Below are 16,486 nucleotides of genomic sequence, written 5' to 3'. Positions count from 1 at the left end.
TAATCAGTGGTGTAATTATAACAGCTTACTTCATTGCTGAGGTGACGAGCATGCTGAATCAGGCGGTACGTACCCACCCGGTGATTTTGCTTAACCAGCAGGCATGCTTATAAAACCCATCCGTGTGTACCACTGAAATGCCATCCGCTTTAACTGGCAGATACGGATGGAGTTGACTGGTTTACTTTTATCATTTTTCAGCTTGGCAATAATTCCTGCAACTACCTATTCCTTTTTGAAAGGAGAGGGACAAATGAGTGAACTGATCCGTCAGTTTGACTGGGCAGCAACACCCCTGGGTACGCCTGACCAATGGCCATCAAGCCTACGAATTACGCTGGGTATTCTGCTCCATGCAAAATCGCCAATGATTTTGTGGTGGGGAGAGGAGTTGATTCAGTTTTACAACGATGCCTACCGCCCAAGCTTAGGCACGGGTGGTAAGCACCCTGGCGCTTTGGGCCAGAAGGCCGTGGACTGCTGGCCCGAAATATGGCCTGCTATCAAGCCCTTGATAGACCAGATCCAGGCAGGTGGGGAGGCTATCTGGCAGGAAAATCAACTCATGGCCATGTACCGGAATGGCCGGTTGGAAGATGTCTACTGGACATTTGGGTACAGCCCCGTGTTGAATGAGGAGGGGCAGGTTTGCGGAGTCCTGGTGGTATGTCAGGAAACGACGGCACTCGTCAACAGCCTGCGGCAGTCAACCCAAAAACAGGAGAGTATCCAGCGCGTGTTCAAACAGGCTCCGGTAGCGATTGCCATTTTCCGGGGGCCTGAGTTTGTCATTGAGTTAGCCAATGATAGCGTCTGTTTGCTCTGGGGGCGAACCCAGCAACAGGTAATTGGCAAACCCTTGTTTGAGGCCCTGCCCGAAGCCGCTGGGCAGGGGTTTGAAGAACTGCTCAGGGGCGTGTTGCAAACGGGTAAAACGGTGATAGCCTCTGAATTGCCCTCCTTTATCGAGCGAACCGGAAAACAGGTTACCGTGTACTGGACGTTTGTGTACGAGCCACTATATGAGCCGGATGGCACCATTGACAGTGTCATTGTGGTGGCCACCGACATGACTGAGCAAAAACTGGCTAAGCTGGCATTAACCGAAGCCAGCCAACGCAAAGATGAGTTTTTGGCCATGCTGGGTCATGAGTTGCGTAACCCACTGGCACCCCTGCGCAATACCCTGCAACTGTTGCAAATGAGCGGTGGGCAGGATGAGACGGTAGACTCATCCGTTGCGTTAATGACTCGTCAGGTCGATCATTTGGTGCGCCTGGTGGATGACCTGCTGGATATGAGCCGGATCAACCAGGGTAAAATCGAATTACGTCGGGAGCGCCTTGAACTCGGGGAGCTGATTGCGCATACGATTAAAGCCATTCGACCGCTGTACGAGGCCAATAACCGCCATCTGCTGGTCAGTCCACTGGCAGCTCCTGTATACCTCAAAGGTGATTCTACCCGGTTGGCACAAGCGCTTACCAACCTATTAACCAATGCAGCTAAATACACCAATAAAGGTGGGCACGTCTGGCTGATCGTTGAACGGGCAGAGGGGGAAGTGCTGGTACGGGTGAAAGACGATGGGATTGGCATGACGACTGAGCAATTGAGCCGTGTTTTCGAGATGTTTTTTCAGGTGAATACCTCTTTAAACCGGCCTCATGGGGGTCTGGGCCTTGGGCTGGTGGTGGTCAGGCGGTTAGTCGAACTGCATGGCGGTCGGGTGGATGCCCACAGCGATGGCCTTAATCTAGGGAGTGAGTTTGTCCTGCACCTACCCGCCCTGGCTGACGCAGCCACTCCCCGACCCGTGCCCGACAAGCAGCCCAGTCAGGTAATGACCGGTTATCGAATAGTGGTTGTCGATGACAATCAGGATGCCGCCGTTACAACGAGTATGCTGCTTAAGTTAAAAGGGTACGAAGTCTATACCTGCTACAATGGGTTGGAGGGTATAGCGGCAGCGGAGCGTTTGCAGCCTAGGGTGATGTTGATTGACATTGGCATGCCCGGCCTGAACGGCTACGAAACCTGTCGGCTGATCCGGGAGCAGCCCTGGGGTCAACAGATGGTATTGATTGCACTGACGGGCTATGGCCAGGCGGAGGACAAACTACGAAGCCAGGAAGCGGGGTTTACAGCTCACCTGGTGAAACCCGTCGATTTGTCGACGCTTAGCCAGGTAATTGAGTCGCTCCTAACCAGCTAGCAAACAGGATGCGCCGGTAGTCATGGATAGCCAGTGGAAGTGAGCCGCCTTGATCTTACCACCAATCGCTGGGAAATGGCTTGCGAAGGGCGGCTATTCGCCGGACAAAATACCGGCTGTGAAAGGGTGACAGAAGAACACAAAAAAAGCCCCTTTTTCCGAGGGGCTTTTTTACTTTGTTAGTGACCGATACGGGAATCGAACCCGTGTTACCGCCGTGAAAGGGCGATGTCCTAACCGCTAGACGAATCGGCCGTCTTGTTTAAAAGACCCAACAGTTTAGTTGATTAACCACCCTGTTGGCGAAACGTGGTGCAAAGGTAAGGTGATGTTTTAAAAATGCAATGCACACCGCCAAAATTTTTCCGAAAAAAGGGTTTCTGGCCGATTTACTGCTATTTTTGAGCCAGTTAGCGTCTTCGTTTTTTTCTTCATCTATGAAACATAGTCTCCTGCTGGCGGCCCTGGCAACGTTATTACTGACTTATCCGTCCAGAATAGCATTGGCCCAGGTATCAACAACCTCAACCAGCGTATCCTCACCCGCTCAGTTTCTGGGCTATAAGCTGGGTGACCGATTCACGCCCCACCATCGCCTTATTGCCTACGCCGAACAGGTGGCTCGCCAGTTACCGGGTCGGGTTAAACTGATTCCGTACGGGCAAACCCACGAAGGTCGCCAACTGATGGTGGTCGTTGTGGCCTCCGAAGCGAATCTGGCCCGGCTGGAAGAAATCAGGACCAATAACCTGAAGCGCACCGGCCTGCTGGAAGGCACCCCAACCCCCGCACCCCAGCCCCCCATTGCCTGGCTGAGTTATAACGTGCATGGCAACGAGGCCGTTAGCTCCGAAGCCTTTATGGAGGTGTTGTACCGACTGACAAATACCAGCGATACCCTTTCCAGGAAGATATTGAATACCACCGTTGTGCTGCTCGACCCCGGCCTGAACCCCGACGGGCACGACCGCTACGTGAACTGGTACAACCAGATGCTGGGTGCTAACCCCGACCCAACCCCCGCAGCCCGCGAACACAGCGAACCCTGGCCCGGTGGCCGGTACACCCACTATCTCTTTGACCCTAACCGCGACTGGGCCTGGCAAACGCAGGAAAATACGCAGCAGCGTATGGTACTCTATCAGCAGTGGATGCCCCAACTCCACGCCGATTTTCACGAAATGGGCGCGGAGAGTGCCTATTACTTTGCGCCATCGGCCAAACCCTACCACCAGGATATTACCCCCTATCAGCGGCAGTTTCAGCAAACCATCGGGCAGTACAGCAGTCGGGCTTTCGATAAAAACGGCTGGCTTTACTACACCCGCGAACGCTACGACCTATTTTATCCCAGCTACGGCGACACCTACCCAACGTACAACGGGGCCATCGGCATGACGTTTGAACAGGGCGGGGGAGGCCGGGCGGGGCTGGCTTTCCAGAAGGATGACGGGGACACGCTCACCCTCCGCCAGCGCATCGACCATCACTACACATCAGGCATCGCTACGCTCGAATCCGTGGCCGACCGGCCCGCCGAAATCGTGAAGGAGTTTGGGCAGTTTTTCGACAAAGCCCGGAATACGCCTATTGGAGCTTATAAAAGTTACGTCATTAAAGCCAATGGCGATGCCGGGCGAATCAGGGCGTTGCAGCAACTGCTGGACCGGAACAAAATCAGCTACGGCTACGCCGGGAAGGCCCAAACCGCTGCCGGAGCCTTCAACTACAGTACGCAGAAAACGGAAAAAAATATGGCTGTAGCCGCCGAAGATATGGTCATCAGTGCCTACCAGCCCAAGTCGACGTTACTGAAAATTTTGTTCGAGCCAAACTCAGCCCTGGAAGATTCGGCCACCTACGACATTACGGCCTGGTCATTACCCTACGCATACGGTCTGCAAACCTATGGCCTGACAACCCGCCTAAATCCGGTAAATGATGCCCCAACTCCGCCCGTTGCACCGGTGGCACCCGCCAATGCCTACGCATACCTGATTCGCTGGCAGTCACTCCCGGCGGTGAAGACGCTGACGGCCCTGATGAAACAGAACGTGCGGGTACGGGTAGCCGAAAAACCATTCGAGGTAGAAGGGAAATCGTACCCCTATGGCACGCTGATTGTTACCCGGACCGGCAATGAACACTTTGGCGATAGGCTGGGGGCGCTGGTAAATCAAACCGCTACAGCTAACGGTGCTGCCTATACGCCGGTTAAAACCGGGTTCGTCACGACCGGTTCCGATTTTGGCTCCGGTTCGGTATCCGGGCTGAGAGCCCCCAAAGTAGGGCTTGTGACGGGGGAGGGGACGCCACCACCGTCGGCGGGGGAAGTCTGGCACTTTTTTGACCAGACCCTCAACTACCCGATTACCCTGCTGGATGGCAGTACGCTGGGTAACCTGGCCTGGACGAAGCTGGATGTGCTGATACTGCCGTCTAATTTTAACTACAGCCGGATTTTACCCGAAAAGACGCTGACCGCGCTGAGAGAATGGATTCGGGCGGGTGGCAAACTCATTGCGATGGAACGGGCCGCGTCATTTCTGGCGGGTAAAGATGGGTTCGACCTGAAAGAGAAATCGGGCGATGGGGATAAGGCAGACAAAGTTCGCCGGAGCAATGTGGCTGATTCGCTCAGGGTGTACGCTGATCGGGAGCGGTCGGCCCTCTCGGACGAAACGCCGGGCAGTATTTACCGGGTCAACATGGACACGACGCACCCGCTGGGGTTTGGCCTGACGGGTGGGTACTACTCACTGGTGCTGAACGCCTATAACTTCGATTTCCTGAAGGATGGCTGGAATGTAGGCTACCTGAAAAATGATAATTACGTAGCCGGATTTTCGGGGAAAAACGTAAAAGGAAAACTGAAGAATACCCTTCTGATGGGTGTTCAGACGATGGGGCGCGGCAGTGTTGTGTACCTGGCCGATGACCCGCTTTTCCGGGGTTTCTGGTATAACGGTCAACTGCTGTTCAGCAACGCGGTCTTTATGGTAAACTAAAAAGCGAAAGAGTGAAAGGCGAAAGAGCGAAAGTTGCTGACGCGTCAGCCTTCTTACGTCAGCCTTTCGCTCTTTTACTCTTTCCTTCTTTCATTCATTAAATTATGAAAGCCATCCTCTGCCAATCGTTCGGCCTGCCCGATACCCTCACGCTGGAAGAGATACCGTCGCCCACGCCCGGCCCCGGTGAAGTGCTTATTCAGACGAAAGCCTGTAGCCTCAACTTCCCGGATACGCTGACCATCCAGAACAGATACCAGTTCAAACCCCCATTGCCGTTTTCGCCGGGGAGCGAATCCTCGGGCGTGGTGCTGGCCGTGGGGGAGAGCGTCACCCACCTCAAACCCGGCGACCGGGTGTTTACGTATGGGTCGCACGGGGGGCTGGCCGAAGAACGGATTTCGGATGCACGCGCCACCATTCCCCTGCCCGACGGGATGGACTTCGTCACCGGTGCGTCGACCCTGTACGCGTACGGCACCTCCTACCATGCCCTGAAAGACCGCGCTTTGTTACAGCCCGGCTGTGGGAACGGCCAACCGGAAACGCTGCTGGTACTGGGAGCTGCCGGGGGCGTGGGACTGGCCGCCGTCGAACTGGGGAAGCTGATGGGCGCTACGGTCATTGCGGCCGCTTCTACGGCGGAGAAACTGGCCGTTTGTGAACAGAAAGGGGCTACTCACCTGATTAACTACACGACGGAAGATCTGCGCGAACGGATTAAAGAAATTACGGGTGGCAAGGGTGTCGACGTGGTGCTGGACCCCGTGGGGGATAAGTGGGCAGAACCCGCTATCCGGTCGATGGCCTGGCGGGGACGCTACTTGGTGGTTGGCTTTGCCGGGGGCGAAATTCCGAAGATACCGCTCAACCTGGCGTTGCTCAAGGGTAGTGCCATTGTGGGCGTGTTCTGGGGTGCGTTTACGCAGCAGGAAGCCGCTCTGAGTCAGCAAAACATGCAGGAGATTGCCACCTGGGTAATGCAGGGGACACTTACCCCGCATATTTACAACCACTACACGCTGGCCGAAGCTCCGCAGGCACTTACCGCTATGATGGAACGCCAGGTCATCGGGAAGGCGGTGGTCGTACTGTAATTAAACATTTACTCCCTGGTTTTGTGTTATATACGTGCAATTTGTACACAAACCACGGATTTTGGTTATGTTAGAGAAACGGCTGGCTAAGGCACTGCTTGTAGGGTTATTCCTGGGGTTGCCCCTGGCTGGCATGGGTCAGGGTATGCGGTTGCTGGGCATCCCGCTGGATACAATCCTGAAAACGACCGCTCCCCGCGTCGACCGGAACTATGTTGTAACGTACTACAACCGCCTGCACCTGTTTGCGGTTAGTGAACGACAGGACTACACGCTGCGGGTAGTGGGCGCATCGCAGCCGCTGAAGTACAAGCCAAATCTGGCCTGGACGGCGGGTATTGGGATGAACTACAAGTGGATTGGGGCTGAAATAACGTTTAAACTGCCCATACTGGGGTACGACGTAATCCGTAAGGGAGAAACCAGACAGTTTGGCGCTTCCGTAAACCTCAACCGAAACCGGTTGCTGTATTCCGCTCAGTACCAGTCCTACCGGGGCTTTTATCTGTACAACCCGAACCGCCTGCAACCCGACTGGTTTGATCGTACGTCGATTTACCCGAACCGCAGTGACCTGCGCAGTCAGACCTTTACGGGGCATGTGCTCTATCAGTTCAACCCACTCCAGCTTTCCGTTCCGGCCACGCTGCTGCAACGCGAAGGGCAGCGCCGGAGTGCCTATACCTGGGTACTGGGCGGCTTTCTTACGTACCAGAATATTCGGGGTAATGCCTCGCTGGTGCCTTCTGCCCTTCAGGCGGACTTTCGCCCGGAATCTCAGTTGGTACAAATCAAAACAATGGCCCTGGGGGTTAATGCGGGGTATACCAAAACGTTCGTTTTTCGGAAACACTACTTCACCAGTTTTAGCGTCCGGCCGGGTCTCTCGTTACTGCTTCAGCAAACCAATACAGTGCAGAACATAGCAGACAGCCAGTTGAAGCTGGGCTGGGAGGGCATTGCATCGTTTACCCTGGGCTACAGCACTGATAAGTATTACGGAGGGATTTACGGATCAACGGAATGGGTCAACCGGGCTTTCTCGCAGGAATTAATCAATACCCACTCCGATTACATTCGGCTGGTGGTGGGCAAACGTCTGCGCTATCGGCCCAAGGGCATTGTAAAAAAACTGCCGGGACTATAAGCAACTGTATTCTCCCGCGCTGCCAATTAGCAGCGCAGGAGAATACAGTTATAAATCAACGTGCGCCAGGCCAACCGAGTTTTTGTTGTTGGTATTCTTCACCTCGTAAGCCACAACAAGCTGATTGTCAATGACCACACCGGTGGCGTTTGTGCCGTTGAGGGTATTTTTGGCAAACTGGGTCGATGGGTTCTGGTCTGCGGTGATGTTCTTATAGGCAATCACCGACGATACCCCCGCTTCTGTTTCCTGATTCTGTTCCCAAAGCAGGACCGACGATGTTGGGGCCGATACCAGAAACGCATTTTTAGCGGTTGGGTCGTCCAAGACAAATAAGCGTTTGCCCTGCTGCGTGGCCACCCGGATTCCCGGCGATTCGGTGGTGCCGGACATCCAGGCAATCAGATTGCCGTTCTGGCTGCTGGCGGACGTTGGGCCGGAGTGCGGACAGCCGTTAATCTTCCACTTGTCAGCCAGTAAAATGGCTGCTTTAGAGAACGTTACTCCGTTGTCTGACGATGTCATTTTGGCAATGTCGCGGGTGTTGTCCTGGTTCTCGCGGTAGTACAGGTTAAGGATGCCTTTGTTGTCAACCAGCAGGCTGATGTTACAGCAGTCGCAGGTGAACGGGTCGAGGGTTTTTACATCCCCAAATGCGTTGCCCGTCGACGTGACAAACTTCAGGTCGCGCTCGTGTTGTTTTCCCGGAATGTCGCTCAGATAAGCTACCGCCACTTCGCCGTTGGCCAGCACAGTGGCATCGAAGAAACCGCGCACCATGTTTGGGGTCCGGTCGGCATGGACCGGAGCGGGCGGGCTCCAGGTGTTGCCCCCGTCCGTCGACTGGCTGTAAACGATCTGCAAATCGGACGGTCGTCCTCCCCGGGCTCCGCCTTTCACCGGGGCATCGGTTTTAGGCTTCATGCCCCCGTGACTGTCGCCGTGTTCGTGACTGGCAGGGGTTACTTCGTGGCTGGTATGGGGAGCGGCTGGTGCGGGCTGTGGCGGGCTGGTCGGGCTTCCGGGCATGGTAAAGACTGCTACCAGCGAGCCATCTTTTTTGAACAGCAGTTTGGGCCGCATCAGGCGGGAACTGCCAAGGCCGACCGAGGAGTAAATGAGTTTTTTGTCGCCAAACGTCCGTCCTTTGTCGTTCGATTCAGCCCAGTAAAAATAAACGACCCCTGCTTTGTCTTTTTCGGTCCACGACAGGGCGACGTTGCCGGTTGGGGTTTTCACGAGTGTCGGTACCGCGTAGGCGCGGGTAGTGTCACTGAACGTAGTTGGATTGTTGGCGTAGGTGGTCAGGCCCGAAAGTATCAGGAGGCCAGCGCACAGCATCGGTTTAAGCATCTTGTTCATACTACTATTTTTTTAGAGGGATTGACTGACTAAACTTGTTGGGTTGTGAACCGGAATGATGGAATGAACAGACTTATCAGCACAGGCCGTCAATTCAGGCTAGAACCGGTACGAAAGTGTCGTGACAAACTGCCGGGGTGGAATCGGCATGATGCTGTACCGGTCATGAATCAGGTAATTCAATTCATTCGTGATATTCGATAGTTTGGTCAGTAACGAAATTTTACGGTACGAATACCCTGCCGACAGGTCGATGGTTGTGAAGCCGCTCAGGGGAATCAGGCGACTAAACACCGGCGTCTGCCCGTAGGTGTTGTTGTTGCCGCCGTACCGGGCACCCGTATAAAAAGCCGATGCACCCAGTTTGAGGCCGCGCAGCCGGGGCAGATCGAATGTGTAGAAAACTGTTGCGTTGGCCGTGTGGGCCGGATTATTGGTCAGGCGTTCCCCTTCTATGGGCGACCCTTTCACGAGCGACGTTTGGGTGTACCGCATGTAGTTGTAGCCATAGCCCGTCACGAACGACAGGTTTTTCGACAGCGTGCCGTTCAGGTCAATTTCAAGCCCGTCGCTGGTCGTTTGCCCCGTAAATTCCTTTACGTTGGTATCGGTATTGGGTGAGCCGTCGGCTTTGACCGGTGCGATCTGGGCAAAATTGCTGTTTACGATGTGGTAAACGCCGATGTTCGCCGAGATGCGGCCGTTGAGTAGTTCATTTTTAACCCCGGCTTCAAACTGGTCGATAAGGGAAGGGCGCAGGATTTGCCCGTTGATGTCGACGCCCGTATTGATGGTGAAGTTGTTGGCATAGCTACCAAAAAGCGAGGTGTTTCTGGTGGGCTGATACAGTAACGCCACTTTGGGCGAAAAGGCCGCATCCAGTTTTGTTTCAACGGCACCCCGCGTCCCGGCCAGCGTCTGTAGGTTGAGGATGGTTGTTTGTACGGTTCGTTGCTGCGACCACCGTACCCCCGCCAGCACCTTTATTTTATCCGTCAGGCTAATCAAATCCTGGATGTAAAAGCCCAGCCGCCGGGAGGGCGATGTGGTGCGGTTTAGTTGGGTTGCCTCCGGAATATCCGTACGGGTTTCGTACAGGGTAGGAGTCAGAATATTGATCTTGTCGTAGGTCGTTGTTCCCGGTCCGTAATTGATACTGAATGAATTACTCTCGCTTACGATACCGACCAGATCACTACCCACCAGCAACTGATGCCCAAGGCTACCCGTGTTGAACCGGCCGTTCAGGTTGACCTGTCCGGTATAGTCTGCCTCGCCGGTCAGCGTCCGGCTTAGTGCCCGTGTCCAGTCACCATTAGACTGAATCGTGTTGTTCGGTACGCCTGCACCGTACGCCGTTACGTTGGTTTTCTGGGCGGAGGCAATGGCGGTTAGTTTCCAGTTGTTGCTGATCGCGTGATCGATGTTGAGCGAGCCGGAAAACTGGTCCACGTTGTTATACGCCCAGTTGGTATTGATAAATCGGGACCGGGGAATGTCGGGGATAATGGCATCCTGGTTGGCATTGAGGGAGCCAATGCCATTGTCGGGTGTGAGATCTGATTTCAGGTAATCGCCCTGGATCAGAATCGTCGTTTTCTGACCCAGTTTATACAGCAGGGATGGGTTTACGTACACCCGGTTTGTGTTGACCACATCCCGGTAACTGTTGGCCGTTTCATAGGTACCCACCACCCGGAAGGCCAGATTTTTTGACAATGGACCGTACAGGTCGACCATGGGTTTGTACAGACCATAGCTACCCACGCGCATCGAGACCTCACCCCCGCGTTCGAATGTCGGTTTTTTGGTTACCATGTTGATAATCAGGCCACCCGATACGTTGCCGTACAGCAGAGCCGCGCTACCCTTTAGTACTTCAACCGACTCCAGGGTGCTGGCTTCGGGAAACCCCATGGTATTGGCGACCACTCCATTCTTGAAAATACTGCCCCCGGCCCCGGCAATGCCGATGCTGTAGCCCCGCGCCGAAAACGTTTCGGCTACACCCTGCCGTTGCTGCGTGAGAGATACCCCACTCACATTTTTAAGGACATCACCCAGGCGGGAAGCCTGCTGGTTGGCAATCACCACGCTGCTCACGCTACCCGTCATCTGCGGCATATCCAAAGGAGCCAGATTTGCCTTCCCCACCGAAACGGCTTTGTTGGCACTCCGTACGTCGACCTCCGTCAATTGGGCGGCACTTTCGGCCAGTGAAAAATCGACCGTAGTTATCTGACCCGCTTTGGTCGTAACGGCCTTCTCCTGCGATTGCAGGCCTACGAAGGTAACCTGTAGGGTATAGGTACCTGGGGGAACTCCCTTCAACTGATAGGTCCCATCCTCCGAGGTGACGGTTCCTTTTCGGGTATCGCGCAGGCTGACAGTAACAAAGGAGGCTGGGTTACCATCGCTGGTTGTAACCACGCCCCGAATGATGCCGTGCGTTTGGGCAATGGCTGGTATACGGCAAAGGGCCGCCGTGAAAAGCACCAGTAAAATCCGGTACACAAATGCGTGTGTATATAGTATGCGCTTCATTATTTAGAATGATTATAAGTTGGGCAAATGTAAAGCCGGTTTTTTGCGATACAAGTATTATTTAGAATTTTTCTAAATAATCATCTTTTAGTACCTGTTCGATTCCGGAAAATTCATATAGGAGGTTCGTGTGGGCTGGTTACCACAAACAAATGGTAGTTGCAGCGTTGGAGTATACCCGATGCCGCAACCACCATTTGCTGAAGTGAGTCGGTAGAACCAGATGAATGTTGTTAGGGCTCGTGTCACCCGGCCCTACGCAGTGGGGAGCTTGGAGGTCCTGATACCGGGATAAAAAAATACCCGAAGTATGATAGTGGAGTCTGAATTTACCTGACTACCGGCCGTCATTCACTCATTGGCCGGTTTGGCACTCTTGTAGAATGTTGGCTGTCTGCCTGGCAAAACTACCCGGTTCTGCTAGATAGCTGCTTATCAGTGTGCCAGTCGTATCGGTCGCGGTGATAAGAAAAAATAAGGGTTTATTTTTTTCAATAAAGCAAGGTTGGCACACTTTTCGCAAACTTCACTACCGAACACAGTTCAGTTGTGCCCTTTGGGCGTCAGTCTGGAATGTGTGCTTTACATTTATGGGTTAGGTTTCGCAAACGCCATCTTTAGTCTTAAGGGGTGGCGTTTGTTGTTTTTTGCGCTTCACTGGGGTTTTCGTCGCCTTCCAGATTATAAAGGGCAACATTCATCTCGAAACCCAGAATGAGCAGCAGCGAGATCAGGTTGATCCAGATCATCAGAGCAATAAGTGTGCCAATAGACCCATATACCTTGTTGTAGGAACCGAAGTTGGAGATGTAAAAAGAAAAGGCGAGGGTTGTCAGTACGATCAGCACCGACGCTGTGATAGCGCCCGGCATAATAAATACCCATTTCATATTAACATTGGGCCCCAGCCGGTAAATGATCGTAACGGCCCCGACAAACACCGCGAAAACGACCAGATAACGACCCATATCCAGCAGGTTAGCGAAGAAAACGTTGTTTAGAATGCCAAAGTGAAGCAGGTAATCACTCACGTTGGACCCAATAATCAGCACCACAACGGCCAGAACCAGGGCAAAAGCCAGGGTAAACGTCAGGACAACCGCGATACCCCGGATTTTTAAAAAACTCCGCCTTTCCGCTGACTTATACGATGAGTTGAAGGCATGGATCAACGCAACCAAACCGCTGGTAGCCGAGTACAACGCCAACAAAAAACCAAACGACAGCACATTACTCTGCGGGCGACTGATTATATCCTCAATTGTGGTGTTGACGATGGTAAAGGTATTTCCCGGTAATACCTCCTGAAAAAATCCCATGATCTGTTTTTGAAGATCGGGGATAAACGTAATGTAAGGAATCAGGGTAAAAAAGAAAATAACAGTCGGGAATACAGCCAGAATAAGGCTGTACGAAACAGAAGCAGCCCGCTCACTGGTGTCGTTATCAACAATCTGGGCCAGCATTCGCTTCAGAAACGTGTACCAGGTGCTTCTCGAATTGAAAGGATGATGGCTTTTCAGCCACGCCTTTACGTTCAGGAGTGACTTGTTAGTCAATAGTTTATCGAACATATTGATTCGTGTAGTTAGTACCGATGTCTACCTGCCAGGAACCGGCTAATGTTGACGGTCAGCTACTGGCCAACGAACAACTATGCGTGTTTTAACTGCCTTCCTGAAAGAAAGGTTTTGTTGCTTCGACCAGTTCAGGCGGAGCCGCGCAGGGGCGGCCGGTATCGGTACGGACGAAAACCAGGGTCGTTTGTCCCGCATTTAGTAGCTGGTTGTGCTGGTTGAAAATCTCGTACTCAAACAGTAACCGGGTTTTGGGAAGCTGCGGGATGGTGACGCGAATGGTGAGCAGGTCGTCGTACCTGGCCGGGCGAATAAAGCGGGAGTGGAGGTCATAAACGGGCATCGAGATACCGTCTTCCTCAATCTGTTTATAACTCAATCCGAGGTGACGAAGAGCCTCGACCCGCCCAATCTCGTAAAACCGGGCGTAATTGCCGTAATACACAATTCCCATCTGATCCGTATCGTAATAACGAACCCTAATAGCTGTAATCTCGTGAGTGAGCATAGGTGGAAAATTAATGATAAATTATAAATGATGAATTTTTCATGTAAAGCAACATTCATCATTTATAATTTATCATTCAAAAACTTATTTCATAATTTTCATCCGGTTCAGGGCCTGCTGATACAGGCGGGCATTGGCCATGTGCTCGGACAGGGTTTTTGAGAAGGTATGATACCCATTGAAACGGGCATCCACCACAAAAAACAGGTAGTCGTGCTTTTCGGCGTTCAGCACCGCATCGATGGTAGCCGGAGCGGGCAGGTTAATGGGGCCGGGAGGTAGGCCGGTGTAGCGGTAAGTATTATAAGGCGAATCGACGGCCAGCTGCCGGTTCAGCAGCCGGCGGATGCCAAAATCGCGCAGGGCAAAAATAACCGTCGGGTCTGCTTCCAGTTTGATGCCCTGTTTCAGTCGGTTCAGGTACACACCCGCCACGCGTGGCTGCTCATCCCGCTTGTTGGTTTCGGCCGCTACAATGGAGGCCAGGACCTGCACCTGGGTTTGGCTCATCCCCAGGGCTTTGGCTTTTTCCTGCCGCTCCGGGGTCCAGAATTTCTTATACTCCGTACTCATCCGCTCCAGCAAGGCTTCGGGTTTGATGGTCCAGAACATTTTGTAGGTGTTGGGCAAAAACAGGCAAACAATGGTTGTGGTATCGAACCCGAATTTCTGGCAGGTAGCCGGGTCATTCAGTAAAGTGCCGAGGGAGTCGGGGCTAAAGGCAAACTTGCTGCCCAGTCGCTGGATGAGGTCACTCTTTTGCCGCATGCTGTTGAACGTTACATCCATGGCATCCTGGCTGCCATTACGCAGTTTGACCAGCGCTTCGCGGTTGCCCATGCGCGGCCGAATTTCGTAACGGCCTACTTTTACCCGCTCCGGATACTTCATCAGCTTGGCCAGAAACCGGAACGACGTTTCATCATTCACAACATCGTGTTTCTTCAGCGTATCCATAACGGACTCAAACGTAGCCCCAGGCGGAATCAACAAGGCAAATGGTTTGTCATTGTCCTGCACCAGCAGGTTCGGGCTCCGGTATATCTGCCAGAAATAAAACGAAAATGTTGTCAGCAGGATAGATACCGTAAGGAATAAGCCTATTTTAAGGTTTTGGGACATGGTAAAGAGGTGAGTAATGGTTACTGTACAAGGAACGGCTGCGGTCAGAAAGTCATTGCAGATGGCTCATCATGCATCGTACCGGATTCTGTTTATAGTATGCCGCAAATTTACGCCAAAACATGACCCGTTCGTCTAGTAGCGCGTGAAGTACGTGTTATCCCGTTCATCTTTCATCTGGCCAACCCGCACCCTTATCATAAAAGCATCGTAAATTTGTGCGCACCCAATCAACCGGTTTTGACCGCTCGCTCTTCATCTACCCGCCAGACTCGCCGGGGCCCCTCGCTCTATACGTTTTCGTTCTGGTTGCTTGCTTCCAGTAACTTTCTGTTCTGCGCCAGTTTCTCGATGATGATTCCCGAACTGCCCGCTTATCTGACGAAGATGGGTGGTAAGGAGTATGTAGGGTTGATTATCGCTTTGTTTACACTCACGGCGGGTATATCGCGCCCCTTCAGCGGTAAAATTACGGATACCGTAGGGCGGGTGCCGGTCATGGCGTTCGGGTCTATCGTGTGTTTTGTGTGTGGGTTTTTGTACCCCTACCTGCTCACGGTGTGGGGATTCCTGACGCTCCGGCTTATTCACGGGTTTTCTACGGGGACCAAACCCACCGCTACGGCTGCCTACGTAGCCGATATGGTTCCCGCCAACCGGCGGGGCGAAGCCATGGGGACCCTGGGCCTGTTTACGGCCATGGGCATGTCGCTGGGCCCCGCCATTGGCAGTTGGTTAGCCACCGATTTTTCCATGCAGCTTATGTTCTGGACGTCGTCGGCTTTTGCGCTGCTATCCATCGTTATCCTGCTGCAAATGCCCGAAACGCTGGTCAGCACGCAGCCGTTTCGGTTTAGTCTGTTGCGGTTGAAAAAAGAGGAGATCTTCGATAAGTCGGCCCTGCCGCCGTTCATTGTGTTGCTGCTGCAATCCTTCTCGTCGGGGGTGGTATTGATTGTGGTGCCCACGCTGAGTACCTCGCTCGGTATCGCCAACAAAGGGCTTTTTTTCTCCGTCTATACCATTGCTTCGCTGGGTATCCGGCTGTTATTCAGCCGCAGTTCTGACCGGTACGGTCGGTTGCCCGTGCTGTTTATTTCGACCTGTGTGCTGGTGGTGTCGATGGTCCTGCTCATGCTGGCCAACTCGACCGCGTGGTTCTGGACAGCGGCCGTTTTCTATGGCATGTCGTGGGGCATGAATTCGCCGACCGTCCAGGCCTGGACGGTCGACCTGAGCGACGAGAAAACGCGGGGACGGGCCATGGCTACCATGTACATTGCCCTCGAAGCGGGTATTGGTTTGGGGGCGGTGGGCGCGGGCTGGGTACTCAATAATGTAGTGGGTGAACCGGGGATGGCGGCATCGTTTGGTGTGTCGGCCATCATGGCCCTGCTGGCCGTTGGGTACTTAGGCTGGTTCTGGCGAAACGGGAACCGGCAACGATTGATTCCGATGAACGAAGCCGACGAAATGGCCCTGGTAGACGGGGAACCCTGATGGATACGATTGAACCTGAAATACGTCCCCTGGTCGATGCGCTGAACCAAACCGGTCTGGTCCGCACGTTTTCTAGTTGCCAGGGGCACTTTGGCCCGGATGAGCAAACCCTCGTCGACCGAAACCAGGCCGAAATTCGCTTTGTCCCTGCCGATGGGGTACCTACAGAATCCGTAGAAAAGTTGCTGGCCAGCCTACTCACCCGGTTCAAACGTCAGCACGGCATCCTGCCCGTTACGCTGAAAGGGTATAAGCTATACACGCCCATTGAGGAGGAAACCGTTGATGAAACTTTTGTACTCGAACTTTGCCCATTCAATCGGTTCGACCCACCCGACCGGAAACGGGCCGATACGAACCGGGCTATCGGGCAGGTGGTGCTCCTGCTTAGTGAGTGACCCACTAG

General features: G+C 53.5%; 11 protein-coding genes and 1 tRNA gene. 6 read left to right on the top strand and 6 right to left on the bottom strand.

Annotated elements, in window-relative coordinates; translation table 11 throughout:
* The first annotated feature begins 202 nt into the window (after positions 1 to 202).
* Positions 203 to 2,215: a hybrid sensor histidine kinase/response regulator gene (locus tag B156_RS0111705; RefSeq protein ID WP_026260780.1), complete on the top strand. Its 2,013-nt coding sequence runs from the start codon at positions 203 to 205 to the stop codon at positions 2,213 to 2,215.
* 183 nt (positions 2,216 to 2,398) lie between these two features.
* Here B156_RS0111705 and B156_RS0111700 read toward each other — a convergent pair.
* Positions 2,399 to 2,470 (bottom strand) — tRNA-Glu (locus B156_RS0111700).
* 182 nt (positions 2,471 to 2,652) lie between these two features.
* Between B156_RS0111700 and B156_RS0111695 the strand changes: the two genes are divergently transcribed.
* The 3 genes from B156_RS0111695 to B156_RS0111685 all read left to right on the top strand — a co-directional run bounded on the left by B156_RS0111695 (position 2,653) and on the right by B156_RS0111685 (position 7,467).
* Positions 2,653 to 5,223 (top strand): M14 family metallopeptidase, encoded by a 2,571-nt coding sequence (locus B156_RS0111695; protein WP_026260779.1) that lies wholly within the window; start codon positions 2,653 to 2,655, stop codon positions 5,221 to 5,223.
* A gap of 104 nt (positions 5,224 to 5,327) precedes the next feature.
* Positions 5,328 to 6,320 carry an NADPH:quinone oxidoreductase family protein gene (locus B156_RS0111690; protein ID WP_018619905.1) on the top strand — a complete coding sequence of 331 codons (993 nt, stop codon included), beginning with the start codon at positions 5,328 to 5,330 and terminating at the stop codon, positions 6,318 to 6,320.
* 67 nt (positions 6,321 to 6,387) lie between these two features.
* Complete coding sequence (locus B156_RS0111685; RefSeq protein WP_018619904.1) at positions 6,388 to 7,467, top strand: DUF4421 family protein; 1,080 nt, start codon at positions 6,388 to 6,390, stop codon at positions 7,465 to 7,467.
* Positions 7,468 to 7,515: 48 nt separating this feature from the next.
* Here B156_RS0111685 and B156_RS0111680 read toward each other — a convergent pair whose 3' ends face one another.
* The 5 genes from B156_RS0111680 to mltG all read right to left on the bottom strand — a co-directional run bounded on the left by B156_RS0111680 (position 7,516) and on the right by mltG (position 14,580).
* A complete protein-coding gene (locus B156_RS0111680) occupies positions 7,516 to 8,829 on the bottom strand; it encodes a sialidase family protein (RefSeq protein WP_018619903.1) in 1,314 nt (437 codons plus the stop codon).
* A 99-nt stretch (positions 8,830 to 8,928) separates the two neighbouring features.
* Positions 8,929 to 11,373: a TonB-dependent receptor gene (locus tag B156_RS0111675; RefSeq protein ID WP_018619902.1), complete on the bottom strand. Its 2,445-nt coding sequence runs from the start codon at positions 11,371 to 11,373 to the stop codon at positions 8,929 to 8,931.
* A 623-nt stretch (positions 11,374 to 11,996) separates the two neighbouring features.
* The gene (locus tag B156_RS0111670; RefSeq protein ID WP_018619901.1) at positions 11,997 to 12,947 is read right to left on the bottom strand and encodes a YihY/virulence factor BrkB family protein; all 951 of its coding nucleotides are present in this window, start codon (positions 12,945 to 12,947) and stop codon (positions 11,997 to 11,999) included.
* Positions 12,948 to 13,038: 91 nt separating this feature from the next.
* Positions 13,039 to 13,458 carry an acyl-CoA thioesterase gene (locus B156_RS0111665; RefSeq protein ID WP_018619900.1) on the bottom strand — a complete coding sequence of 140 codons (420 nt, stop codon included), beginning with the start codon at positions 13,456 to 13,458 and terminating at the stop codon, positions 13,039 to 13,041.
* A gap of 84 nt (positions 13,459 to 13,542) precedes the next feature.
* Positions 13,543 to 14,580, bottom strand: coding sequence for an endolytic transglycosylase MltG (mltG, locus tag B156_RS0111660; RefSeq protein WP_018619899.1), 1,038 nt, complete (start codon positions 14,578 to 14,580; stop codon positions 13,543 to 13,545).
* 240 nt (positions 14,581 to 14,820) lie between these two features.
* Between mltG and B156_RS0111655 the strand changes: the two genes are divergently transcribed.
* Both B156_RS0111655 and B156_RS0111650 read left to right on the top strand, forming a co-directional pair.
* Positions 14,821 to 16,080 (top strand): MFS transporter, encoded by a 1,260-nt coding sequence (locus tag B156_RS0111655; RefSeq protein ID WP_018619898.1) that lies wholly within the window; start codon positions 14,821 to 14,823, stop codon positions 16,078 to 16,080.
* Complete coding sequence (locus tag B156_RS0111650) at positions 16,080 to 16,478, top strand: hypothetical protein (protein ID WP_018619897.1); 399 nt, start codon at positions 16,080 to 16,082, stop codon at positions 16,476 to 16,478. The genes B156_RS0111655 and B156_RS0111650 overlap by 1 nt, the downstream gene beginning before the upstream one ends.
* Positions 16,479 to 16,486: the final 8 nt, after the last annotated feature.

Origin of the sequence: Spirosoma luteum DSM 19990, assembly GCF_000374065.1 — a bacterium.
Classification (GTDB): Bacteria; Bacteroidota; Bacteroidia; order Cytophagales; family Spirosomataceae; genus Spirosoma; species Spirosoma luteum.
Note: the sequence above shows the minus strand (reverse complement) of the source record. Positions and strands in the feature narration are given on the sequence as shown.